This is a genomic window from Leclercia sp. 119287 (assembly GCF_009734485.1).
Taxonomy (GTDB): domain Bacteria; phylum Pseudomonadota; class Gammaproteobacteria; order Enterobacterales; family Enterobacteriaceae; genus Enterobacter; species Enterobacter adecarboxylatus_C.
This window is the reverse complement of the sequence record NZ_CP046445.1, coordinates 1921695-1946486: the sequence shown is the minus strand read 5'-3', so window position 1 is coordinate 1946486 and position 24792 is coordinate 1921695. Positions and strand designations below refer to the sequence as shown.

Genomic DNA, 24792 nt, shown 5'->3' with positions numbered 1-24792 from the left:
TGTTGGGTATCTTACACCCAAAAGAGGCTCCACCATGGAATTTTTTTATCAGATTAAGGCAACCCAGAAATCAGGTAAGCAAGATGCAGTGATTTGGTTCACTGCGAAAAGCGAAGCGCGCGCCGCCCTGACGCTCGATGTTGCGCTGGAAGATGCTGGCATCGAAACTGGCCGCGGTAAGGACTACTCCAAACCTATCCGCACCGACATGCCAGTTATTAACGATCTGCCAGAGGAAGGTTCCGTCTGCTTTGAGTTCTGTAAGCGCTACGCTCTGGCCGACGACCAGCGCACCTGGAACGTGATCCCCAGCACTGCCCCACAGGATGAGACCGCCTCTACCCCGGCGACCACCAGCGATGCGGCTCTCCCCGCTACGACGGAAACTTCCACTGATACCGTGAATGCTGGCAAAACTTCCCTGCTGGAAAATCGGACCCCAGCTGTCCGCTTCGCCGTCCATCTGCTGGGTGACAAATACCTTTCTGAGATCAGCCAGGAGCAGCAAATCGTTGCCAACGAACTGGCGATCGATGAGGGTCATGCTTACTTCCAGAACCTGCTGCAGGCCAAAAATGACGTTGCTGATATTGGCGACCTCAGTCTGCATGCTGAGTGGAAACTGGTGCAGGCCGTCAAAGACGTTTTCCCGCAGGACAAAGAGCACGAACCCGCGCAGCTGGCCGCCTTCATGTCGAGCTGGATTGAAGCCGAAGCTGGCGATCGCAATCAGCTGGTTGATGACTGGAAGAGTGGAAAGCTCCCGGCTACTGCGGAGGACGAAGGTGGTACCACCTCCGAGAATGTCTGTGATGCAGTGAGAGAGTTCCGCGAACGTGAACTCCCGGCATTAACGACCGTTGCCACCCTGCCTTTCCGTCAGCGTCTTCTGGCGCAGTACATCGCCGACAAGAAGTATTTCTACCACGTCGACGAAGAGCAGAAGAAAGCCATTCTCGAGCTCGAACTGGATGTGGACAACAGCTACGTGCAGAACATGATTCTGGCCGCCGAAAATGTTGATGGCTTCAAGAAAGCTCATGAGCCCGACATCTGGAAAGTGGTCAATGCACTGAAAAATATCTTCCCAGTTGATGGAAAACGCACAGAGCTGTCTGTCGTCATCCAGTTCTTCAAAGCGTGGTTCAGCACTGAGCACATCGACCGCGGGATCCTGACGCGCGAATGGGCCGCCGGCAACCGCATCAGCAACGTACAGCGCACTGACGCCGGGACCAATGCCGATGGCGGGTACGTTACTGATCGCGGCGCTGACGCGCACCATACCCTGGACACCCTCGATCTGGAGATTGCCTGCGCCCTGCTGCCGATGGACTTCAACCATCGGGAAATCCCGGGCGGCATTCTCCGTCGTGCGAAAGAGATAGTGTCGAATAAAGAAGAAGACTGGAAGTGCTGGAGCAAAATCCTGCGCAACCAGCCTGGCGTTCTGGCAGTTAACCGCGCGGCCATCTTCAACCTGGTGCGTATCGCGCCGGAGAATATTCATCTGACGCCGGTTGCTCATCTGGAATTCGTGAACCATACGATGACGGCTGATTTCAATGCTGCAACCGAATTGCTACCACTGCCTGCGCCAGCTGCTGAAACTGAGGTACCGGCAGCACAGCCGGGCGGCGGCGGAAAAACCGATCGCCACCCGGGTTATACACACGATTTTGATACCCTTGACCGTGAAATCGCGTTAGCTATCCAGCCTGTGGGTTTTAATATTTACGATATTCCAAGTGAAGTACATCGTCGCTCAAAAGAGATCGTTGCAGCCCAAGAGAGTCCATTCAAAGAATGGTCTAAAGCATTGCGAGCAACGCCTGGCGTACTGGACTATTCACGCGCAGCCATCTTCGCGCTTATTCGAAGTGCTCACCCTGAGCACTACAAACAGCCTGGGCGTCTTGCCGGATACATCAACGCGAACCTGACCGAAACCGACCACGAGAATCCTACAGCGGAAATGCTGGCGGCGGCACGCCACACCCCTGAAGTGAGCTGGGAAAGTGAAGTTAACGAGCAAATCGAAGCGGAAAAGGCAGAGTTAGCCAGCCAGCCTCAGGTTGCGAACCTCGGCGGCGGAGTCTTCTCCATTGAGGGCCTGATGAACGAAAATCAACCAGAAAAAGATGACCGTTCACCGATTAATGAGGAGACCACCAGCAATGTGCAGATGGAAAAGATTGACCCGGCGGAAGGAGAAAATAGTGATGCGGTTTCACCAAGCGAAGGCGCTGATGCAGCTGCTGCGCAAACAGATGCCGTAGCGGGAACCATCTGCACTGGCTGTGGTACCGAAGGTGGCGGCGGTTGCCCTGACTGTGGCGCCGCGGTTGGCGATGCAACCTATGCAGTAATGGAAGCGGGTCTGAAAGAGGAACTGGAGGCGCTGGGGACTGATACCTCCAGCTCGGAAACCATGTTCACGCATCTGATGGTGGATCTCGAAACCATGGGCAATAAACCGGGTGCGCCGATCGTTTCAGTGGGGGCTGTATTCTTTGACCCGGCCAGCGGGAGAACCGGTGCTGAATACTATCAGGTGATTAGCCTGGAATCGTCGATGTCATTCGGGGCCAGGCCGGATGCCAGCACCATCCTCTGGTGGCTGAAACAATCGCCGGAAGCCCGATCTGCAATCGTGGTGGATGATACGGTCGGTCTGGTGGAAGCGCTGGAGCAATTCCTCGACTTCATCGCTGAAAACGCGGCTAACGGTTCGAAGAATGTTCAGCTCTGGGGGAATGGTAGTTCGTTTGATTGTTCTCTTCTGGAAGCGGCATTCGAGCTGGCCGACACACCATTCCCGATCCCGCACTGGAACTACCTAGTCCATTTTTTCAGGGCCACATCGCAAGCAGAGCGTGGTGCCCAGGTTAAAGCGAACACGCTCACAATGAATTTTAGTAAGGCCCGGGATAAGGCAGGGATCGACTGGAGGGAAGGAACGCCGGCGACATTCCATGAACAGCGATCGCTATCGGAACGTCTTTATAAGGAACAGGGAATTGACACTAAAAAGTTGCTCGGCCACAAGTCTCAGCAGCAGACCGATCGCTACAACGACGACCGCGGGAAGGATTGGACGACAATCGCAATTTAGGTTTTTGGGGTGGGGTTTTGATAACTTGTTTTGATAAACTTTTGATAACCGTTCGAAAGCTAATAATAAAAAACGGGAACCAACTGGCTCCCGTTCTCATACAACCCGAAAACCGGATTACATGTTTTCGATGATCGCGTCACCAAACTCTGAACATTTCAGCAGCTTAGCGCCTTCCATCAGACGTTCGAAATCGTAGGTTACGGTTTTGGCGTTAATCGCGCCTTCCATACCTTTAACGATCAGGTCTGCGGCTTCGAACCATTCCATATGACGCAGCATCATCTCTGCGGACAGGATGATAGAGCCTGGGTTCACTTTGTCCTGGCCTGCATACTTCGGTGCTGTACCGTGAGTCGCTTCGAACAGCGCGCACTCGTCACCGATGTTCGCGCCTGGTGCGATACCGATACCGCCAACCTGCGCCGCCAGGGCGTCGGAGATGTAGTCACCGTTCAGGTTCATACAGGCGATCACGTCGTATTCAGCCGGACGCAGCAGGATCTGCTGCAGGAACGCATCGGCGATCACATCTTTAATGATGATCTCTTTGCCGGTGTTCGGGTTCTTGATTTTCTGCCATGGGCCGCCATCGATCAGCTCACCACCAAACTCTTCCGTCGCCAACTGGTAGCCCCAGTCTTTGAAAGAACCTTCGGTGAACTTCATGATGTTGCCTTTGTGAACGATGGTCACAGAGTCACGGTCGTTGGTGATCGCGTACTCAATCGCTGCACGGACCAGGCGCTTGGTGCCTTCTTCGGAGCACGGCTTGATACCGATACCGCAATGTTCCGGGAAGCGAATTTTCTTCACGCCCATCTCTTCGCGCAGGAACTTGATTACTTTCTGTGCGTCAGCAGAGTCGGCTTTCCACTCAATACCCGCGTAGATATCTTCGGAGTTCTCACGGAAGATAACCATGTCGGTCAGTTCAGGGTGTTTAACCGGGCTTGGGGTGCCCTGGTAGTAACGTACCGGGCGCAGGCAGACGTAGAGGTCAAGTTCCTGACGCAGAGCAACGTTCAGGGAGCGAATACCGCCACCGACTGGGGTGGTCAGCGGGCCTTTGATGGCAACGCGGTAGTCACGGATCAGATCCAGCGTCTCCGCTGGCAGCCAGACGTCCTGGCCATAAACGTGGGTAGATTTTTCACCGGTGTAAATTTCCATCCAGGAAATTTTACGCTCGCCTTTATAGGCTTTCTCAACAGCGGCATCCACCACTTTCAGCATCGCTGGGGTTACGTCAACACCGATACCGTCACCTTCGATGAACGGGATAATCGGATTGTGTGGGACGTTCAGCTTACCGTCTTGCAGGGTGATCTTTTTACCTTCCGCCGGAACAACTACTTTGCTTTCCATTAACCTCTCCTTCGAGCGCTTCTGGTTGTTACTGATCTTATGTTAATAATTTGTAATGAGCCCATCGATAGTACCTGAATGTCTGGCGCCATGAAAGGCATTCGTTATTAGGCTATAATGCGGCAATTGATAACGTCTGAAAATACCATGCAGAAAACTTCTTTTAGAAATCACCGGGTTGAACGATTCAGCACGCGACAAGCGACCAAGCCGCGCAAGCAACGTGCGCCAACACGCGTCATTTTGTTCAATAAACCTTACGATGTCCTGCCGCAGTTCACCGACGAAGCCGGGCGCAGCACCTTGAAAGATTTTATCCCCGTTCAGGGGGTCTATGCTGCTGGCCGGCTCGATCGCGACAGCGAAGGGCTGATGGTGCTCACCAACGACGGCGAGTTGCAGGCAAAACTCACGCAGCCGGGAAAACGCACCGGTAAAATCTACTACGTGCAGGTTGAGGGCGTCCCGAACGACGAGGCGCTGGCGGCCTTGCGTCACGGCGTCACGCTGAACGACGGCCCGACCCTGCCCGCGGGCATTGAGCTGGTCAGCGAGCCTGAGTGGCTCTGGCCGCGCAATCCGCCGATCCGCGAGCGAAAGTCGATTCCCGTGTCGTGGATCAAAGTTACCCTTTATGAAGGCCGCAACCGCCAGGTGCGTCGCATGACGGCGCATGTCGGGCATCCGACATTACGTCTGATTCGCTACGCGATGGGCAGTTACACGCTGGATTCTCTCGCCAACGGTGAGTGGCGGGACGTTACCGATCAAGGAGAACCTCATGTTTAAGCCGCACGTTACGGTCGCCACCATTGTCCACGCCCAGGGCAAATTTTTAGTGGTGGAAGAGACCATCAACGGCAAAGCGTTATGGAACCAGCCGGCTGGCCATCTCGAAGCCGACGAGACGCTGGTTCAGGCCGCAAAGCGCGAGCTGTGGGAAGAGACCGGCATCCATGCCGAGCCGCAGCACTTCATCCGTTTACATCAGTGGATTGCCCCGGACAAAACGCCGTTCTTGCGTTTCCTGTTTGCCATTGAGCTTAGCGAAACGTGCGCCACTGAGCCGCACGACAGCGATATCGATCGCTGTCTGTGGGTGGATGCCGACACCATTCTGACCGCCACCAATCTGCGCTCGCCGCTGGTTGCGGAGAGCATTCGCAGCTACCTGACCGGCAATCGTCTGCCGCTGGAGACGATCGGCGAATTTAACTGGCCGTTTACAGAGGGTGTCAATGCCGGGGGCGCGTGATAGAATACGCCCCCTTGAAGTTCAATGTCGTGAGTATTCCAATGTCTGAAAGCCAAAAAAAAGTGATCGTCGGCATGTCCGGCGGCGTCGATTCTTCCGTCTCTGCCTGGCTGTTGCTGCAACAGGGCTATAAGGTTGAAGGCCTGTTCATGAAGAACTGGGAAGAGGACGATGGCGAGGAATACTGTACCGCTGCTGCGGATCTGGCTGATGCGCAGGCGGTTTGCGACAAGCTCGGCATTGAACTGCATACCGTCAATTTTGCCGCAGAGTACTGGGATAACGTGTTCGAGCATTTCCTGGAAGAATACAAAGCCGGCCGCACGCCGAACCCGGATATTCTGTGCAACAAAGAGATCAAATTTAAAGCCTTCCTCGAATTCGCCGCTGAAGATCTGGGTGCTGACTATATCGCGACCGGTCACTACGTGCGCCGCGCCGACGTTGACGGCAAAAGCCAGCTGCTGCGCGGTCTCGACGGCAACAAAGATCAGAGCTACTTCCTTTATACCCTCGGCCACGAACAGATTGCCCAGAGCCTGTTCCCGGTGGGCGAGCTGGAAAAACCGGAAGTGCGTAAAATCGCTGAAGAGCTGGATCTGATCACCGCGAAGAAAAAAGACTCTACCGGCATCTGCTTTATCGGTGAGCGCAAATTCCGTGAATTCCTTGGTCGCTATCTGCCTGCCCAGCCGGGCAAAATCGTCACCGTTGACGGCGACGTGATTGGCGAGCACCAGGGGCTGATGTACCACACCTTAGGCCAGCGTAAAGGGCTGGGGATCGGCGGTACCAAAGAGGGTAGCGAAGATCCGTGGTATGTCGTCGATAAAGACGTTGAAAACAATATCCTGATTGTGGCCCAGGGCCATGACCATCCGCGTCTGATGTCCGTCGGCCTGATTGCCCAGCAGCTACACTGGGTCGCCCGCGAGCCGCTGAAAGGCACGCTGCGCTGCACGGTGAAAACCCGTTATCGTCAGACCGATATCCCCTGCACCATTACCGCGCTGGACGACGAACGCATCGAAGTGCGTTTTGACGAGCCGGTCTCCGCCGTGACCCCGGGCCAGTCCGCTGTTTTTTACAGCGGTGAGATCTGCCTCGGCGGCGGTATTATCGAACAACGCCTGCCGCTGACTGCGGTTTAATGCGATTACACACAGAAAGGAGCCAGTGTGGCGAAGAACTTTTATGACATCACCCTGGCGCTGGCGGGAATTTGCCAGTCTGCCCGTCTGGTGCAACAGCTGGCACATCAGGGTCATTGTGACGCTGACGCGCTGCACGTTTCGCTCAACAGCGTCGTGGATCTGAACCCCAGTTCAACGCTCGGCGTCTTCGGTGGTAGCGAAGCGAATCTTCGCCTCGGTCTGGAAACCCTACTTGGTGTGTTAAATGCCAGCAGCCGTCAGGGGCTGAATGCGGAACTGACGCGCTATACCCTCAGCATGATGGTGCTGGAGCGCAAGCTGAACGCCGCCAAAGGAGCCATGGGTACCCTGGGCGATCGCATTTCGGGCCTGCAGCGTCAGCTTGATCATTTCGATTTACAGTCAGAGACCTTACTCAGCGCCATGGCCGGCATTTATGTGGATGTCATCAGTCCGCTGGGGCCGCGGATCCAGGTCACCGGCTCCCCTGCCGTCCTGCAAAGCCCGCAGGTACAGGCCAAAGTGCGCGCCTCGCTGCTGGCCGGTATTCGTGCCGCGGTGCTGTGGCATCAGGTCGGCGGTGGCCGCCTGCAGTTAATGTTTTATCGTAATCGCCTGACCACTCAGGCAAAACAAATTCTTGCTCATTGTTAACCTCCCGGAGTTGCGAATTATGGAATTATCCTCACTGACCGCCGTTTCCCCTGTCGATGGACGCTACGGCGATAAAGTCAGCGCGCTGCGCGGGATCTTCAGCGAATATGGTCTGCTGAAATTCCGTGTCCAGGTTGAAGTACGCTGGCTGCAAAAGCTGGCCGCACAGGCAGCGATCGCGGAAGTTCCTGCTTTTGACAGCCAGGCAAACGATTACCTTGATGCAATCGTCGCGCAGTTCAACGAAGAAGACGCCGCGCGCATTAAAACTATCGAGCGCACCACCAACCACGACGTGAAAGCGGTTGAGTATTTCCTGAAAGAGAAAGTGGCAAGCGTTCCTGCGCTGCACGCGGTATCTGAATTCATTCACTTCGCCTGCACGTCAGAAGATATTAACAACCTCTCCCACGCTCTGATGCTCTCTACCGCGCGTGAGGAAGTGGTGCTGCCGTACTGGCGCAAAATCATCGACGCGGTGAAAGCCCTGGCGGTAGAGTATCGCGATATCCCGCTGCTCTCCCGTACCCACGGTCAGCCAGCGACCCCGTCCACCATCGGTAAAGAGATGGCTAACGTCGCCTACCGTATGGAGCGTCAGTACCGTCAGCTGGAGCAGGTGGAGATCCTCGGCAAAATCAACGGTGCCGTCGGTAACTACAACGCCCACATCGCCGCTTACCCGGAAGTGGACTGGCACCAGTTCAGCGAAGAGTTTGTCACCTCTCTGGGCATTCAGTGGAACCCGTACACCACCCAGATCGAACCGCACGATTACATCGCCGAGCTGTTTGACTGCATCGCGCGCTTCAACACCATCCTGATCGACTTCGACCGTGATGTGTGGGGCTACATCGCCCTGAACCACTTCAAGCAGAAGACCATCGCCGGTGAAATCGGCTCGTCCACCATGCCGCACAAGGTGAACCCGATCGACTTCGAAAACTCCGAAGGCAACCTGGGTCTGGCGAACGCCATGCTGCAGCATATGGCCAGCAAACTGCCGGTATCCCGCTGGCAGCGCGACCTGACCGACTCCACCGTGCTGCGTAACCTCGGCGTAGGCATTGGCTACGCGCTGATTGCGTATCAGTCCACCCTGAAGGGCGTGAGCAAACTGGAAGTGAACCGCGAGCGTCTGCTTGACGAGCTGGATCACAACTGGGAAGTGCTGGCGGAGCCGATCCAGACCGTGATGCGCCGCTACGGCATCGAAAAGCCGTACGAAAAACTGAAAGAGCTGACCCGCGGCAAGCGCGTGGACGCCGAAGGCATGAAGCAGTTTATCGACGGTCTGGAACTGCCAGAAGACGAGAAAACCCGCCTGAAAGCGATGACCCCGGCCAACTATATCGGCCGCGCCATTGCGATGGTTGATGAGCTGAAATAACGCTTTAAGCCCTCTTTCCGCCCGGAAAGAGGGTTCCTTCCCTCCGGTTTACGAAATGTTTATCCCTGGCGCAACATAATCAGCTTAAACTATTCAGACCATTCATATTAGGGAGAAGCGATGATGCGCGTACTGGTTGTTGAGGATAATGCGTTGCTACGTCATCACCTGAAGGTCCAGCTTCAGGAAATGGGGCATCAGGTGGACGATGCCGAAGATGCAAAAGAAGCTGACTACTATCTCAATGAACACCTGCCCGATATCGCCATCGTTGACCTGGGTCTGCCTGATGAAGATGGCCTGTCGCTGATCCGTCGCTGGCGCAGCCACGATGTCTCCTTGCCGGTACTGGTCTTAACCGCCCGCGAAGGCTGGCAGGATAAGGTTGAAGTGCTGAGCGCCGGGGCGGATGACTACGTCACCAAACCCTTCCATATCGAAGAAGTTGCCGCCCGCATGCAGGCGTTGATGCGCCGCAACAGCGGCCTGGCCTCGCAGGTGATCTCCATTCCGCCGTTTCAGGTCGATCTCTCCCGCCGCGAACTCGCTATTCATGACGAGGTGATCAAGCTCACCGCCTTTGAATACACCATCATGGAGACGCTGATCCGCAACAGCGGCAAAGTGGTGAGCAAAGATTCCCTGATGCTCCAGCTCTATCCAGACGCGGAGCTGCGCGAAAGTCACACTATCGATGTCCTTATGGGGCGCCTGCGCAAGAAAATTCAGGCGCAGTACCCGGAGGATGTTATTACCACCGTGCGCGGTCAGGGCTATCTTTTCGAATTACGCTAAATGAAAAAACTCTTTCGCCACTTTCTGCCTCTGTCGCTGCGGTTTCGTTTTCTGCTGGCCACGGCGGTGGTGGTGCTGGTCCTGTCGCTGGCCTACGGGATGGTGGCGCTGGTGGGCTACAGCGTCAGCTTCGACAAGACCACCTTCCGTCTGCTGCGCGGGGAGAGCAACCTGTTCTATACCCTTGCGAACTGGCAAGACAATAAAATTACCATCGATATGCCGGAGCATCTGGATCGCCAGAGCCCAACCATGTCGCTGATTTATGATGAAAAAGGCAAGCTGCTGTGGGCCCAGCGTGATGTGCCCTGGCTGATTAAAAGCATCCGTCCTGAGTGGTTAAAATCCAACGGCTTTCACGAGCTGGAAGCGGACGTGGATGCCACCAGCGTGCTGGTGGGTAACGACCACAACATGCAGAAAGAGCTGGCCGAGATCCGCGAAGACGACGACGACAGCGAGCTGACCCACTCGGTGGCGGTCAATATCTACCCCGCCACCATGCAAATGCCGCAACTGACGATTGTGGTCATCGACACCATTCCGGTAGAGCTGAAACGCTCTTATACGGTGTGGAACTGGTTCGTGTACGTGCTGGCCGCCAACCTGCTGCTGGTGATCCCCCTTCTGTGGCTGGCCGCCTGGTGGAGCCTGCGGCCCATTCAGTCGCTGGCGAAGGAGGTGCGCGAGCTGGAAGAGCATCACCGGGAAAAGCTCAATCCTAACACCACGCGCGAACTTACCAGCCTGGTGCGTAACCTGAACCGGTTGCTGAAAAGCGAGCGTGAACGTTACGACAAATACCGCACCACCCTGACGGATCTGACCCACAGTCTGAAAACCCCGCTGGCGGTGATGCAAAGCACGATGCGCTCCTTACGCAGCGCAAAGCTGAGCGCCGATGAGGCGGAACCGGTGATGCTGGAGCAGATCAGCCGTATTTCCCAGCAGATCGGTTACTACCTGCACCGCGCCAGCATGCGAACCGGCAGCACACTGCTGAGCCGGGAGCTGCACCCCGTTGCCCCGCTGCTGGACAGCCTGACTTCGGCCCTGAATAAGGTTTATCAGCGTAAAGGGGTGAACATCACCCTCGATATCTCGCCTGAAATCAGCTTCGTGGGTGAAAAGAACGACTTTATGGAAGTGATGGGCAATCTGCTCGATAACGCCTGTAAATACTGCCTGGAGTTCGTCGAAGTGTCGGCCCGCCAGGGTGAAAATGAGCTGCACATTATCGTTGAGGACGACGGCCCGGGGATCCCGCAGGGCAAACGCGATCGGGTCTTCGATCGCGGGCAGCGCGCCGACACCTTACGCCCCGGTCAGGGGGTGGGCCTCTCCGTTGCGCGCGACATTGTTGAGCAGTACGACGGCCGGATCGACACCGGCGATAGTCTGCTCGGTGGCGCGCGCATGGAGGCGATTTTTGCCCGTCAGCATCTTACAAGCGACGAGAGTTAAGCTTCCGGGTGAAAAAAGCGTGATTCTCGCACGCAGGCCGCTGAGCTTCCGTTATAATCCGAGTCAGTAAAAGCCTGCGGAATATAAATATGGATTATCAATTAGCCCTTAACTGGCCCGACTTTATCGAACGCTACTGGCAAAAACGCCCTGTCGTTCTGAAACGCGGCATCACCAATTTCGTCGATCCGATCTCTCCCGATGAGCTTGCCGGCCTGGCCATGGAGAGCGAAGTCGACAGCCGCCTCGTCAGCCACAACGAGGGGAAATGGCAGGTCAGCCACGGCCCGTTTGAAAGCTTCGATCACCTGGGCGAAAGCAACTGGTCCCTGCTGGTGCAGGCGGTCAACCACTGGCACCAGCCCGCCGCAGCCCTGATGCAGCCATTCCGTGCCCTGCCCGACTGGCGAATGGACGATCTGATGATCTCCTTCTCCGTGCCGGGAGGCGGCGTTGGTCCGCATCTGGACCAGTACGACGTGTTTATCATTCAGGGTACCGGCCGCCGCCGCTGGCGCGTGGGCGAGAAGGTGCCGATGAAGCAGCACTGCCCGCATCCCGACCTGCTGCAGGTGGATCCTTTTGTCGGCATCATCGACGAGGAGCTGGAGCCGGGCGATATTCTCTATATTCCGCCGGGTTTCCCGCACGAGGGCTACTCCCTTGAGAACTCGATGAACTATTCGGTGGGCTTCCGCGCGCCAAGCGGCCGCGAGATGATCAGTGGGTTTGCCGATTACGTTCTGCAGCGCGAGCTGGGCAGCCATCGCTTCAGCGACCCGGACGTGCCGGCCCGTGAGCACCCGGCCGATATCCTGCCTGAAGAGCTGGATAAGCTGCGCGGGATGATGCTGGATATGATCAACCAGCCGCAGCATTTCAACCAGTGGTTCGGGGAGTTTATCAGCCAGTCCCGTCATGAGCTTGATGTCTCCTTGCCGGAGCCGCCGTATCAGCCCGATGAGATTTACGATGCATTGCAGCAGGGTGACAAGCTGGTGCGTCTGGGTGGCCTGCGCGTGTTACGCATTGGCGAAGAGGTGTACGTTAATGGCGAGCAGCTGGATTCCCCGCACCGTCCGGCGCTGGAATCCCTGGCCAGCCATACGGTGCTGACGGCCGACAAGTTTGGCGATGCGCTGGAAGATCCGTCGTTCCTCGCCATGCTGGCGGCGCTGGTTAACAGTGGGTACTGGTTCTTCGAGGACTGAGTCGGTTGTACTTTGCCGGGTGGCGGCTGCGCCTTACCCGGCCTACGGTATGGTTTTGTAGGCCCGGTAAGCGAAGCGCCACCGGGCGTTGTTTTACCGCCGCTCCCCGGCGTTAAAATCCCCCACCTCCCCCGCCCAATCTTCCGGGTATATCCCTTCCCGCACGTCACGATGAAACGTGGAATACGGCCACTCTTTAACGCGCGTCACGTAGCCATGTTTCAACGGGTTGATATGGATGTAATCCGTATGCCGCCGGAGGTCGTTTTCATCCCGAATGGTATGTTCCCAGAAGCGCGGCTGCCAGATGCCTGACATACCCAGCGCTCGGGTGAAGGTTTTTTTGATATCCCGCCAGCGGCCGGAGTAATCGGTGTCGTTTTCAGGCAACGTCCAGATGCAGTGCATATGTTCCGGCAGGATCACCCAGGCGTTAATCAGAAAGGGTTTTGTGCGTTTAACGCATTGCGTTGCCGCACGAAGCGTATCGATATGGCGGGTCAGCAGATCGCTGCGCCGGTTTTGCAGGTTAACGGTGAAAAACCAAGTTCCACCTGGCACATAATGACGACGGTAGTTTGACATATGAGGTTCCCTCCCCATTTGTGCAAGTGCCGGGCGGCACGTTGTTTGCCCGGCCTATGCGTAGGCCCGGTCAGCATCGCGCCACCGGGCAATTACTGCTGCTTCGCGGTAAGTTCGGCAATCCGCACAATCACCTGCACCGCTTTCTCCATCCCCTCGAGAGTCACGAACTCGTGCTTGCCATGGTAGTTGTAGCCGCCGGTAAACAGATTCGGGCACGGCAATCCCATAAAGGAGAGCTGCGCGCCGTCGGTGCCGCCGCGGATCGGTTTTAGCTGCGGTTCGACGCCGCAGTCGCGCATCGCCTGCTGGGCAACCTCGAGAATGTACGGATGCTCGATCACCTTTTCATGCATATTGTAATAGCTGTCCTCGATGATCAGCTCAATATAGCAATCCGGATGCAGCCCCTTGCCCACCTTTTTGGCGATATCCATCATCTTACGTTTACGCGCTTCAAACCCGTCGCGGTTAAAATCACGAATGATGTAGTGCATATCCGCGCGATCGACCGTCCCTTTGATGCTGGTGAGGTGGTAGAAGCCCTCATAGCCCTCGGTTTGCTCCGGGCTCTCATCTGCCGGGACTTCGGCATGAATGCGGGTCGCCAGCGACAGCGCGTTCACCATCACCCCTTTCGCCGTGCCCGGGTGGACGTTATTGCCGACGATGCGGATATTCACCGACGCCGCATTGAAATTCTCGAACTCAAGTTCACCCACGCCGCCGCCGTCAACGGTATAGGCCCAGCGGGCATCGAACGCCGCAACGTCGAAATGCTTCGCCCCTTTGCCCACCTCTTCATCCGGGGTGAAGGCGACACGGATATCCCCGTGCGGCACCTTGTTGTGCTTCAGCACCGCCAGCGCGGTCATGATCTCGGCCACCCCGGCTTTATCATCGGCCCCCAGCAGCGTTTTGCCGTCGGTAGTGATCAGCGTCTGCCCGAGCAGCTGGTGCAACACCGGGAACATCACCGGGGAGAGCACTTCGTCGCCAACCCCCAGCGCAATATCGCCGCCGCGATAGTTCTCAACAATCTGCGGATTCACGTTTTTACCGCTAAAATCCGGTGAGGTATCAACATGGGAAATAAAACCAATGGCCGGAATATCACCGCTCACGCTGGCCGGGAGCGTCCCCATCACCGTCCCTTTCTCACTTAACGTGACGTTGACCAGACCCAACTCTTCCAGTTGCGTCTTTAACAGCTGTAACAGTTTCCATTGTCCTTCGGTGCTCGGCACCTGGCGGACACCCGGTTTAGATTGGGTATCCAGCGATACGTACTGTAAAAAACGCTCAAGTAATTTATCCATGCAGTCACCTTCACTTTTTGTGACAACATTATCAGTAAGCATCAAAACCCAAATATTGCGTCAGGTCACTTTTATCCCGTAAACGAGAATATTTCCGTTTTATCGCAGCTTTCGCTAATAAATGTAGCTTATCAATGGGTAACAAGGATTGGCGATTACAGCGTATTCCCGTAGAATGTCCGCCCTCATTACGTTTCACCAAGGTGGCTAACCGCAAACCCCGCTGCGATAAGTCTCTGCAGCGTCGATATGGGACTGAATCAAAAATTGAATACACAACCAGCTTCACTGTCACCGTTGGTGCAACTGGCCGGAATTCGTAAAAGCTTTGACGGAAAAACCGTCATTTCCGACCTCGATTTGACCATCAACAACGGCGAATTTCTTACGCTGCTTGGCCCGTCGGGCTGCGGTAAAACGACAGTGCTTCGCCTTATCGCCGGGCTGGAAAACGTCGATCACGGCCATATTCATCATGAAAATCAGGATATTACTCAGGTTCCTGCTGAACACCGCCACGTCAATACCGTCTTTCAAAGCTACGCCCTGTTCCCCCACATGACGGTTTTCGAAAACGTCGCCTTTGGCCTGCGGATGCAAAAAACCCCGGCCAGTGAAATTACGCCCCGGGTCACCGATGCCCTGCGCATGGTACAGCTGGAGACGTTCGCCCAGCGCAAGCCGCACCAGCTGTCGGGTGGGCAACAGCAGCGCGTCGCCATCGCCCGCGCGGTGGTCAATAAGCCGCGGCTACTGCTGCTGGATGAGTCGCTTTCCGCGCTGGATTACAAGCTGCGTAAGCAGATGCAGAACGAGTTAAAGGCGCTGCAGCGCAAGCTCGGGATCACCTTTGTCTTTGTCACCCACGATCAGGAAGAGGCGTTGACCATGTCCGATCGCATCGTGGTGATGCGCGACGGCAAAATCGAGCAGGACGGCACCCCCCGTGAGATTTACGAAGAGCCGAAAAACCTGTTTGTCGCCAGCTTTATTGGCGAAATCAATATCTTCAGTGCTACCGTTATTGAACGCCTCGACGACCAGCGGGTGCTGGCTAATGTCGAAGGCCGCGCCTGCAACATCTTCGTCAACTTTGCCGTGGAACCCGGGCAACAGCTTAACGTCCTTCTGCGCCCGGAAGATCTGCGCGTCGATGAGATCCATGACGAGACCGAAGCGGAAGGGTTGATCGGCTATATCCGCGAGCGCAACTACAAAGGGATGACCCTCGAGTCGGTGGTCGAACTGGAAAACGGCAAGATGGTGATGGTCAGCGAGTTCTTTAACGAGGACGACCCTGATTTCGACCACTCGCTCAATCAGAAAATGGTTATTAACTGGGTAGAAAGCTGGGAGGTTGTGCTGGCTGATGAAGAACACAAGTAAGTTCCAGAATGTGGTGATCGCCACTATCGTCGGTTGGCTTGTGTTATTTGTCTTTTTACCCAACCTGATGATCATTGCCACCAGCTTTTTGACCCGCGACGACGCCCATTTCGTCTCGCTGGTCTTTACGCTGGATAACTACGCGCGCCTGCTCGATCCGCTCTATTTCCAGGTGCTGCTCCATTCGCTCAATATGGCGCTGATCGCTACCCTGGCCTGCCTGGTCCTCGGCTATCCCTTCGCCTGGTTTCTGGCAAAGCTGCCGCAGAAGGTGCGTCCGCTGCTGCTGTTTCTGCTGATTGTGCCCTTCTGGACTAACTCCCTGATCCGCATTTATGGCCTGAAGATCTTCCTCAGCACCAAAGGCTACCTGAATGCTTTTCTGCTGTGGCTGGGGGTGATCGACACCCCGATCCGCATTATGTTTACCCCCGGCGCGGTGATCGTCGGGCTGGTCTATATTCTGCTGCCGTTTATGGTCATGCCGCTCTACTCCAGCATTGAGAAGCTGGATAAACCCTTGCTGGAAGCGGCAAGAGATCTGGGTGCCAGCAAGCTGCAAACCTTTATCCGTATCATCATCCCGCTGACGATGCCGGGGATCATTGCCGGCTGCCTGCTGGTGATGCTCCCGGCGATGGGGCTGTTCTACGTCTCCGACCTGATGGGCGGCGCAAAGAACCTGCTGATTGGCAACGTCATCAAGAGCCAGTTCCTGAATATTCGCGACTGGCCGTTCGGCTCGGCCACCAGTATTACCCTGACCCTGGTCATGGGCCTGATGCTGCTGGTCTACTGGCGCGCCTCGCGCTTGCTTAATAATAAGGGTGAACTCGGATGATCGGTCGACTGCTTCGCGGCGGTTTTATGACCGCCATTTACGCGTATCTCTACATTCCGATCATTATTTTGATCGTCAATTCGTTTAACAGCTCGCGCTTTGGCATCAACTGGCTGGGGTTTACCACCCAGTGGTACAGCCTGCTGATGAACAACGACAGCCTGCTACAGGCGGCGCAGCACTCGCTGACGATGGCCATCTTCTCGGCCACTTTCGCCACCCTGATTGGCTCCCTGACCGCGGTGGCGCTCTACCGCTACCGTTTTCGCGGCAAGCCCTTCGTTAGCGGGATGCTGTTTGTGGTGATGATGTCCCCGGACATCGTGATGGCCATTTCGCTGCTGGTGCTGTTTATGCTGCTGGGGGTACAACTGGGCTTCTGGTCGCTGCTGTTCTCGCACATCACCTTCTGTCTGCCGTTTGTGGTGGTGACGGTTTACTCCCGTCTGAAGGGCTTTGATGTACGAATGCTGGAAGCGGCGAAAGATCTGGGTGCCAGCGAAATGACCATCCTGCGCAAAATTATCCTGCCGCTGGCGATGCCCGCCGTGGCTGCGGGATGGCTGCTCAGCTTTACCCTGTCGATGGATGACGTGGTGGTGTCGTCGTTCGTCACCGGACCCAGCTATGAAATTCTGCCGTTGAAGATCTATTCAATGGTGAAAGTCGGCGTCTCACCAGAGGTGAACGCGCTGGCGACCATTCTGTTGATGTTATCGCTGGTTCTGGTGATCGCCAGCCAGCTGGTTGCTCGTGATAAAACAAAATCTCAGGGGACAGTGAAATGAAAAAAATGCTTGCCGCCGCGGCACTGGTGCTCGGAATGGGCGCTGCCCACGCGGACGACAGTAAAACGCTCTACTTCTACAACTGGACCGAGTATGTGCCGCCTGGCCTGCTGGAGCAGTTCACCAAAGAGACCGGCATCAAGGTGATCTATTCCACCTACGAGTCGAATGAAACCATGTATGCCAAGCTCAAAACCTATAAAGATGGCGCCTACGATCTGGTGGTTCCGTCGACCTATTTCGTCGACAAGATGCGTAAAGAGGGCATGATCCAGAAGATCGACAAATCGAAGCTAACCAATTTTTCAAACCTCGATCCGGAGATGCTCAACAAGCCGTTTGATCCCAATAACGACTACTCCATCCCGTATATCTGGGGCGCTACAGCAATTGGGATCAACAGCGAGGCGATGGATCCTAAAACGGTCACCCGCTGGGCCGACCTGTGGAAACCGGAGTACAAAGGCGGTTTACTCCTGACCGATGACGCGCGCGAAGTGTTCCAGGTGGCGCTGCGTAAGCTGGGCTACTCCGGCAACACCACCGACCCGAAAGAGATCGAAGCGGCGTATCACGAGCTGCAAAAACTGATGCCAAACGTTGCGGCCTTTAACTCCGATAACCCGGCTAACCCGTATATGGAGGGGGAAGTCAACGTGGGGATGGTGTGGAACGGTTCGGCGTACGTGGCGCGTCAGGCCGGTACGCCGCTGGAAGTGGTGTGGCCTGAGGAGGGCGGGATCTTCTGGATGGACAGCCTCGCTATTCCGGCCAACGCCAAAAACGTGGACGGCGCGCTGAAGCTGATTAACTTCCTGCTGCGTCCCGATGTGGCAAAACAGGTGGCAGAAACCATCGGTTACCCGACACCAAACCTGGCTGCCCGCAAGCTGCTGAGTCCTGAGGTGGCGAACGACAAGTCGCTTTACCCGGATACGGCAACCGTCAGCAAAGGCGAGTGGCAGAATGATGTCGGCGATGCGAGCCGTCTGTATGAAGAGTATTACCAGAAGCTGAAAGCGGGACGTTAAGCCCGGCAACAACGCCCGGTGGCACTTCGCTTACCGGGCCTACAACGGCGTAAACCGTAGGCCGGGCAAACGCAGTGCCGCCCGGCGTTTTTTCTACAAACCTTTCAAAAGTTTATCCACAAACTCCGGCACCACTTCGCTCGCCAGTCCGTAGGTTTTTTCTTCAAACTCGCTGCCAACCTGGCTCGGCTCGAGGTTCAGCTCCACCGTGTGTGCCCCGTGCAGCTTCGCCTCGTGGACGAATCCCGCCGCCGGATAGACATGCCCGGAAGTGCCAATAGCGATAAACACATCCGCCATCGCCAGCGCGCTGTAGATTTCGTCCATCCCCAGCGGCATTTCGCCGAACCAGACCACGTGCGGACGCAGCGGGGACGGGAACTGGCAGCAGTGGCATTTGTCATCAAGAGTGACATCGCCGGTCCAGTTGAACACCTGGCCGCTGCCGGAACAGCGCACCTTCAGCAGTTCGCCGTGCATATGGATCACATTCTGGTTGCCCGCACGCTCGTGCAGGTTATCGATGTTCTGCGTGACCAGCAGAAAACGATCCCCCAGCGCCTCTTCCAGCTTTGCCAGCGCCAGATGCGCCGCGTTAGGAGTAATCTCCGGCGACTGCAGCTGTCGACGGCGGGCATTATAAAATTCCTGCACCAGCTGCGGATTACGGGCGAAGCCTTCCGGCGTCGCCACATCCTCTACGCGATGCTCCTCCCACAACCCGTCGGTGGCGCGGAAGGTTCGAATGCCCGACTCGGCGGAGATCCCCGCCCCGGTCAGGACCAACACTCTTGGTTTTTCCATCAATTCTGGCAGCGCCCCATCCTGAAAGAAAATTCGCTGGCGTAAGCGTTCACGCAAGCGGCGTTTGTTTTTGCGAAAACGAGTGAGTCGATGTGACCGGCGCGACAGCATAATAACCTCGAATGACTAACGGGTGAGATGGAGGAACGCGGCACCGCGCATCCCCCCGGCATCGCCATGTCGTGCGCGCTCAATGCGCGGCACGCGGGCGACCGGCAGCAGATGACGCGGCAACCGACCGGATAACCGCTCGGCGATGGCCGTAAAGTTCGATAATCCCCCGCCGATCACCAGCAGGTCAGGATCGACAATGGTCAGGATGTTGCCCAGACACACGGCAAGCAGATCGAGATAGCGCTCCACATGCTCAATGGCCTGTTCATCACCCTGCTCCCACAGCGTAATGATTTCTGGCGCCTGTCGTTTTTGATGATAGAAGTGTTCATAAAGCCACGCAAATCCGCCGCCTGAGAGGTAGTTTTCGATGCAGCCGTGCTGGCCGCAGCCGCAGCGGATTAGCGGGAAATCGCGCCCGACCACCTGCAGCGCATCCACCGGCAGGCGAATATGGCCGAACTCGCCGGTGATATAGCTGCGTCCGGTGATCGGTTTGCCGTCAACAACGATCCCGCCCCCAACGCCGGTGCCGAGGATCAACCCCATCACCAGCGGATACTGCTGGAACTCGTCATCCCAGGCTTCGGAGAGGGCAAAACAGTTGGCGTCGTTGTCGAGGCGCACGTCGCGCTCAAGGAGTCGCGACAGGTCGGCGCGCAGCGGCTTACCGCTGGCGGCAGGGACGTTGGCGGCATACAGCGTGCCGTCGTCGGTTTCCGGCATCCCCGGAATGCCAATGCCCACCGAACCCTTCACGCCGAAGCGCTCATCGGCCTGGGCCACCAGTGCGGCAATGGCGGTTAAGAATTCATCGTAGCTTTCGCGCGGGGTAGGAACCCGGGTTTCCCACTGCAATTTCAGGTTGGTATCAAATACGCCCAGCGCAATTTTGGTGCCGCCAATATCAAATCCATAATACATAGTGCATTCCTCTGTTTGATTCAGCGGCCAAAAAACCGCTAAACCATGACGTAATTACTGGCCACTTAATACCCTCGCCGGATCAATTCGGCTTGCGCGACGCGCCGGATACCAGCTTGCCAGCAGACTCAGTAAAAGTGCTGTAACCAGCACATAAAAAACGTCCAGCCAGTGCAGTTCAGACGGCAGGAAGTCAATAAAATAGATATCGCCCGACAGGAACTGATGGCCAATCAGGGCCTCAATGCCGTTGATAATTGGCGTCAGCTGCAGCGATACCACCACGCCGATGACCACGCCGCACAGGCTGCCAAACAGCCCCGCCAGCAGACCATACCAGACGAAAATGGCACGAATAAGACCGTCTTTTGCCCCCAGGGTACGCAGGACCGCGATGTCGCCACTCTTGTCTTTTACCGCCATCACCAGGGTAGAGACGATGTTGAAGCAGGCCACGCCGATCACCAGCACCATCGCCAGGTACATGATGGCGCGGATCATCTGGATATCACGATACATATAACCGTAAGTGCCAATCCAGCTCTTGATGTAGACATAGCTGTCGGTCACTTCCCCGGCGTCGCGCACCAGTTTGTTGGCGTTAAAGACGTCGTTTACCTTGATGGCGATCCCGGTGACGCTGCTGCCCATGTCCAGATACTGCCGCGCATCTTCCAGCGGCACCATGGCAAAGCTGTGATCCAGCTGGCCGCTGAGCTGCAGAATGCCGGCCACGTGCAGACGTACGCGCTTCGGCTGCTGCAGCTTATGATCGGCGCTGGCGTTCGGGATCATGATTGACACCCAGTCGCCCTGCTTCACTTTCAGCGCATCGGCCACGCCCTTACCGATAATGATCTGCTGATCGCCGGCTTTAAAGTTGGCCCAGGCATCCTTCTGGATAAACTGCGGCAGCGCGCTGAGTTTCTCTTCCTGACGCGGGTTGACCCCTTTCACCTGGATGGCGCGCAGGTTCGCCCCGCTCTCAACCAGCCCGGTAAAATTGATGTACGGCGCGGCGGCCGCAATACCCGGCACCTTTTCCACCTTGTTCAGCGCGTCATTCCAGTTATTCCACGGCTGGTTGACCGGCTCAATTTCACCGTGCGGCACCACCGCCAGAATACGGTTATTCAGCTCGCGCTCGAAGCCGTTCATGGCGCTGAGACCAACGATCAGCACCGCTACTCCCAGCGCAATGCCGATGGTGGAGATAACAGAGATCAGCGATACCATGCCGCCGCGACGGCGGCCCCGGCTGAAACGCAGGCCGATGAGTAACGATAACGGGGAAGCCATCAATCCGCTCCCATCAGGGTCAGCTCGGTATTCAGGTGCCCATCACGCATCTCCAGCTGGCGGGACATGCGTTTTGCCAGCTGCAGGTCGTGGGTCACCACCAGAAACGCTGTACCCTGGGAGGCGTTCAACTCCCCCAGCAGCTGGAAGATGCTGTCCGCGTTGCGGGCATCGAGGTTACCGGTCGGTTCATCCGCCAGCACCAGGCGCGGGTTGTTGACCAGCGCGCGGGCAATCGCCACACGCTGACGCTCGCCGCCGGAAAGTTCAGACGGACGATGATTACCGCGATGGCCGAGGCCGACCGCTTTCAGCATATCGCTGGCGCGGGCGTTAATTTCAGCCGGTTTCTTTTTGCCGATCAGCAGCGGCATCGCCACGTTTTCCAGCGCCGTAAAGTCCGGCAGCAGGTGGTGGAACTGGTAGATAAAGCCCAGAGAGCGGTTACGCAGATCGGCTTTGGCGCTCGATGACATCGTACTCAGCGGGGTGCCGGAGAAGACCACGTCGCCGGAAGTTGGTGTATCCAGCCCGCCGAGTAGGTGCAGTAAGGTACTTTTCCCGGAGCCGGAGGTGCCGACGATGGCCATCATCTCCCCTTCCCCGACGCTGAAGCTGACATTGTGCAGGACATCCGTCTGCACCGTGCCTTCCTGATAGCGTTTGCACAGGTTGTCGCATTGCAACAGGATCTTATTCATAACGTAAAGCCTCAGCGGGTTGGGTGGCGGCAGCGCGCCATGAAGGATAAAGCGTGGAGAGTAAGGCAATAACCATCGCCACCAGGGCGATGCCCACAACCTGCAGCGGCTCAATGGCGACCGGCAGCGCCGCGCCGTCGAGCAGCGCGCCGATGATCGGCATCAGATTGTTGAGCTGGCTGGCGAGCAGGGTGCCGAGTACCGCGCCAAGCAGCGCGCCGACAATCCCGGCGCTGGCGCCCTGGACCATAAATACCGCCATGATCTGCCGCGGCGTGAGGCCCTGGGTTTGCAGGATGGCCACTTCGCCCTGCTTCTCCATCACCATCAGGCCAAGCGAAGTAATAATGTTAAACGCGGCGACCGCCACAATCAGGCTCAGCAGCAGGCCCATCATGTTTTTTTCCATGCGCACGGCCTGGAACAGCTCGCCCTTACGTTCGCGCCAGTCCTGCCATTTGGTACCTTCCGGCAGGGTTTGCTGGCTCAGGACATCCACCTTCAGCGGTTCGTTGAGCCACAGACGCCAGCCGGTGATATTGCCGAGCGGGTAGCGCATCAGGCGCGACGCGTCCTGAATGTTGACCAGCATCTGGTAGCCGTCCACTTCGCTGTTGGCGGCGAAGGTGCCGATGACGTTAAACAGGCGCTGGCTTGGCAGACGCCCCATCGGGGTGAACTGGCTGGCGGAAGGGACCATCACCCGCAGCCGATCGCCGCGGTTAACGCCGAGCTGACCGGCAAGCTGTTCGCCAAGGATCACGTTGTACTGTCCGGGAGCCAGATCGCTCTGTTTGACGTTGACCAGATAAGGCGTGAGGGGATCTTTTTGCGCCGGGTCGATACCGAGCATCACCCCCACCGCCACGCTGCGCGCGCTCTGCAGCACCACGTCACCGGAGGTGATCGGCGCCACGCGGCTTACGCCCTGCAGCTTAACGGCGCTTTCTGGCAACTGCTGCGGGTTCACCGACCCGCTGCTGGATGAGAGGATAGCCTGCGGCATTAGCCCCAGAATGTTATTTTGCAGCTCGCGCTCAAAGCCGTTCATGACGGAGAGAACCGTCACCAGCGCCATCACGCCAAGCGTAATGCCAATGGTTGAAAGCCAGGAGACAAAGCGACCGAAACGGTCCGCGGCGCGCCCACGCATGTAACGTAAGCCTATGAAAAGTGCGACAGGTTGGTACATGAAATCCGTCTGTTTGCTGGTAGCAGACCCACGAGTATATAAGCGAATCCGCTAAGGGTAAATGACTGATACCCGACGCTTTGATAATCAATTATCCGAAAAAACAGGTTAAATCAATGCGGTAACCGCTGCCCGGCCCTCCCCTTCATTCCCATACCCTTTGCAGTTTTTCCGAAAATCGTCCGCTTACAGACTCTTACCCGTTACATCCCATCAGCCGCTCAACACACTTATCCCTTTCGATGACGATAAGTACAGGACCCGGTAAGCGATGAAACAAAAAGCACTATGGATTAACCAGATAAAGGGGCTGTGCATTTGCCTGGTGGTGATTTACCACTCGGTGATCACCTTTTATCCCCACCTTGAGGCGCTGCACGCCCCGCTTTCGGTGCTGCTCGCCAAATGCTGGGTGACGTTCAATCTTTATCTCGCCCCCTTCCGCATGCCGGTGTTCTTCTTTATCTCGGGGTATCTGGTCCGGCGCTATATTGACGAGGTTGAGTGGAAAACCTGCCTCGACAAACGGCTCTGGAGCATTATCTGGGTCCTGGCGCTGTGGGGTGTGTTGCAGTGGCAGGCCCTGACCCATCTCAACGCGTGGCTGGCGCCGGAGCGGGATCTCAATACCGCGTCGAACGCCGCCTATGCCGACTCGCTGAACGGCTTTATCACCGGGATGCTCACCGCCAGCACCAGCCTGTGGTATCTCTACGCCCTGGTGGTCTATTTTACCCTCTGCAAGCTGCTGAGCCGCTGGAAGCTGCTGCTTATCGGGCTGCTGGCGCTGGCCAGCATCGTGATCAACTTCCTGCCGCTGCCGTGGTGGGGGATGAACAGCGTGGTGCGCAATATGATTTATTACAGCCTCGGCGCCTGGTATGGCGTGCAGTTGATGGCGTGGATGCAGGCCCGGGTGTGGCGGCGTGATGCGCTGGCGGTGGCGGCGTTCGGAGTGGTCTCCGTCGTGCTGTGGTTCGTCGGCGTTCCCCTGCCGCTGTCGCTGCTGTCGATCCTGCTGATCATGGCCCTTTTCTACCGCCTTGAGCAGCGGTTTGCCGTCGGGCCTGATAACCTGCTGAACGTGGTGGGCTCGAACACCATTGCCATCTATACCACTCACCGCATCCTGATCGAAGGGGTCAGCCTGGTCATGATCCACCAGCTGAACAGCGGGGCATGGCCGGTATGGGCGGAGCTGACGCTGGTGCTGTTCTATCCCTTTGCCAGCCTGCTGGTCTGCACCCTCGTGGGGCTGGGGGCGCGTAAACTCTCCAGTGCGCTGACCGGGGATTTCTTCTTTACCCCGCCTGCCCGCCTGACGCCGGTTCAGGCCACGCGCTAGCGCCCCTGCGGGGGCCTCTTCACGCTGTGTGCGGTTACGATTTGCTAATGTAAAACG

At 56.8% G+C, this 24792-nt stretch carries 22 protein-coding genes; 14 read left to right on the top strand and 8 right to left on the bottom strand.

Features of this window, described 5'->3' with window-relative positions; translation table 11 throughout:
* Nucleotides 1-34: 34 nt before the first annotated feature.
* Nucleotides 35-3115, top strand: coding sequence for a 3'-5' exoribonuclease domain-containing protein (locus tag GNG27_RS23640; RefSeq protein WP_156263486.1), 3081 nt, complete (start codon nt 35-37; stop codon nt 3113-3115).
* A 117-nt stretch (nt 3116-3232) separates the two neighbouring features.
* Here the strand turns inward: GNG27_RS23640 and icd are convergent, their stop codons facing one another.
* A complete protein-coding gene (gene icd, locus GNG27_RS09350) occupies nt 3233-4483 on the bottom strand; it encodes an NADP-dependent isocitrate dehydrogenase (protein ID WP_142489119.1) in 1251 nt (416 codons plus the stop codon).
* 117 nt (nt 4484-4600) lie between these two features.
* Between icd and rluE the strand changes: the two genes are divergently transcribed.
* From rluE to GNG27_RS09310, 8 genes are all read left to right on the top strand, one after another.
* A complete protein-coding gene (gene rluE / locus GNG27_RS09345) occupies nt 4601-5272 on the top strand; it encodes a 23S rRNA pseudouridine(2457) synthase RluE (RefSeq protein ID WP_156263485.1) in 672 nt (223 codons plus the stop codon).
* Complete coding sequence (locus GNG27_RS09340) at nt 5265-5738, top strand: NUDIX hydrolase (protein WP_156263484.1); 474 nt, start codon at nt 5265-5267, stop codon at nt 5736-5738. The genes rluE and GNG27_RS09340 overlap by 8 nt, the downstream gene beginning before the upstream one ends.
* A gap of 41 nt (nt 5739-5779) precedes the next feature.
* Nucleotides 5780-6889 carry a tRNA 2-thiouridine(34) synthase MnmA gene (mnmA, locus tag GNG27_RS09335; RefSeq protein WP_142489116.1) on the top strand — a complete coding sequence of 370 codons (1110 nt, stop codon included), beginning with the start codon at nt 5780-5782 and terminating at the stop codon, nt 6887-6889.
* A 27-nt stretch (nt 6890-6916) separates the two neighbouring features.
* On the top strand, nt 6917-7546 hold the full coding sequence (gene hflD, locus GNG27_RS09330; protein ID WP_142489115.1) for a high frequency lysogenization protein HflD: 630 nt from the start codon (nt 6917-6919) through the stop codon (nt 7544-7546).
* Nucleotides 7547-7565: 19 nt separating this feature from the next.
* A complete protein-coding gene (purB, locus tag GNG27_RS09325; RefSeq protein WP_142489114.1) occupies nt 7566-8936 on the top strand; it encodes an adenylosuccinate lyase in 1371 nt (456 codons plus the stop codon).
* A 123-nt stretch (nt 8937-9059) separates the two neighbouring features.
* Nucleotides 9060-9731 (top strand): two-component system response regulator PhoP, encoded by a 672-nt coding sequence (gene phoP / locus GNG27_RS09320; protein ID WP_032617646.1) that lies wholly within the window; start codon nt 9060-9062, stop codon nt 9729-9731.
* The gene (gene phoQ, locus GNG27_RS09315; protein ID WP_142489113.1) at nt 9732-11195 is read left to right on the top strand and encodes a two-component system sensor histidine kinase PhoQ; all 1464 of its coding nucleotides are present in this window, start codon (nt 9732-9734) and stop codon (nt 11193-11195) included.
* 89 nt (nt 11196-11284) lie between these two features.
* On the top strand, nt 11285-12406 hold the full coding sequence (locus GNG27_RS09310; RefSeq protein ID WP_156263483.1) for a cupin domain-containing protein: 1122 nt from the start codon (nt 11285-11287) through the stop codon (nt 12404-12406).
* 93 nt (nt 12407-12499) lie between these two features.
* Here GNG27_RS09310 and GNG27_RS09305 read toward each other — a convergent pair whose 3' ends face one another.
* Both GNG27_RS09305 and pepT read right to left on the bottom strand, forming a co-directional pair.
* On the bottom strand, nt 12500-12991 hold the full coding sequence (locus GNG27_RS09305; RefSeq protein ID WP_156263482.1) for a transposase: 492 nt from the start codon (nt 12989-12991) through the stop codon (nt 12500-12502).
* Between the two features lie 92 nt (nt 12992-13083).
* On the bottom strand, nt 13084-14310 hold the full coding sequence (pepT, locus tag GNG27_RS09300) for a peptidase T (RefSeq protein ID WP_197090574.1): 1227 nt from the start codon (nt 14308-14310) through the stop codon (nt 13084-13086).
* 249 nt (nt 14311-14559) lie between these two features.
* Here pepT and potA point away from each other — a divergent pair, with 249 nt between their 5' ends.
* Genes potA through potD form a run of 4 tightly spaced genes read left to right on the top strand, consistent with a single transcriptional unit; the run spans nt 14560 to nt 18356 of the window.
* Nucleotides 14560-15696: a spermidine/putrescine ABC transporter ATP-binding protein PotA gene (potA, locus tag GNG27_RS09295; RefSeq protein ID WP_156263480.1), complete on the top strand. Its 1137-nt coding sequence runs from the start codon at nt 14560-14562 to the stop codon at nt 15694-15696.
* Nucleotides 15680-16537 carry a spermidine/putrescine ABC transporter permease PotB gene (gene potB / locus GNG27_RS09290; protein ID WP_142489108.1) on the top strand — a complete coding sequence of 286 codons (858 nt, stop codon included), beginning with the start codon at nt 15680-15682 and terminating at the stop codon, nt 16535-16537. The genes potA and potB overlap by 17 nt, the downstream gene beginning before the upstream one ends.
* Entirely contained in the window at nt 16534-17325 is a 792-nt protein-coding gene (gene potC / locus GNG27_RS09285) for a spermidine/putrescine ABC transporter permease PotC (protein ID WP_156263479.1), read from the top strand. Before potB ends, potC begins: the two co-directional genes overlap by 4 nt.
* Complete coding sequence (gene potD / locus GNG27_RS09280) at nt 17322-18356, top strand: spermidine/putrescine ABC transporter substrate-binding protein PotD (RefSeq protein ID WP_156263478.1); 1035 nt, start codon at nt 17322-17324, stop codon at nt 18354-18356. The genes potC and potD overlap by 4 nt, the downstream gene beginning before the upstream one ends.
* Before the next feature lie 93 nt (nt 18357-18449).
* Here potD and cobB read toward each other — a convergent pair whose 3' ends face one another.
* The 5 genes from cobB to lolC are packed head-to-tail and all read right to left on the bottom strand — an operon-like array spanning nt 18450 to nt 23390.
* Nucleotides 18450-19271 carry a Sir2 family NAD+-dependent deacetylase gene (gene cobB, locus GNG27_RS09275; protein ID WP_156263477.1) on the bottom strand — a complete coding sequence of 274 codons (822 nt, stop codon included), beginning with the start codon at nt 19269-19271 and terminating at the stop codon, nt 18450-18452.
* Between the two features lie 15 nt (nt 19272-19286).
* Complete coding sequence (gene nagK / locus GNG27_RS09270) at nt 19287-20198, bottom strand: N-acetylglucosamine kinase (RefSeq protein WP_156263476.1); 912 nt, start codon at nt 20196-20198, stop codon at nt 19287-19289.
* A gap of 54 nt (nt 20199-20252) precedes the next feature.
* Nucleotides 20253-21497, bottom strand: a complete 1245-nt coding sequence (gene lolE / locus GNG27_RS09265) for a lipoprotein-releasing ABC transporter permease subunit LolE (RefSeq protein WP_156263475.1) — start codon at nt 21495-21497, stop codon at nt 20253-20255.
* The gene (lolD, locus tag GNG27_RS09260; protein WP_142489102.1) at nt 21497-22198 is read right to left on the bottom strand and encodes a lipoprotein-releasing ABC transporter ATP-binding protein LolD; all 702 of its coding nucleotides are present in this window, start codon (nt 22196-22198) and stop codon (nt 21497-21499) included. The genes lolE and lolD overlap by 1 nt, the downstream gene beginning before the upstream one ends.
* Nucleotides 22191-23390 carry a lipoprotein-releasing ABC transporter permease subunit LolC gene (lolC, locus tag GNG27_RS09255; protein WP_156263474.1) on the bottom strand — a complete coding sequence of 400 codons (1200 nt, stop codon included), beginning with the start codon at nt 23388-23390 and terminating at the stop codon, nt 22191-22193. Before lolC ends, lolD begins: the two co-directional genes overlap by 8 nt.
* A 271-nt stretch (nt 23391-23661) precedes the next feature.
* Between lolC and GNG27_RS09250 the strand changes: the two genes are divergently transcribed.
* Nucleotides 23662-24735: an acyltransferase family protein gene (locus tag GNG27_RS09250; RefSeq protein ID WP_156263473.1), complete on the top strand. Its 1074-nt coding sequence runs from the start codon at nt 23662-23664 to the stop codon at nt 24733-24735.
* Nucleotides 24736-24792 lie beyond the last annotated feature (57 nt).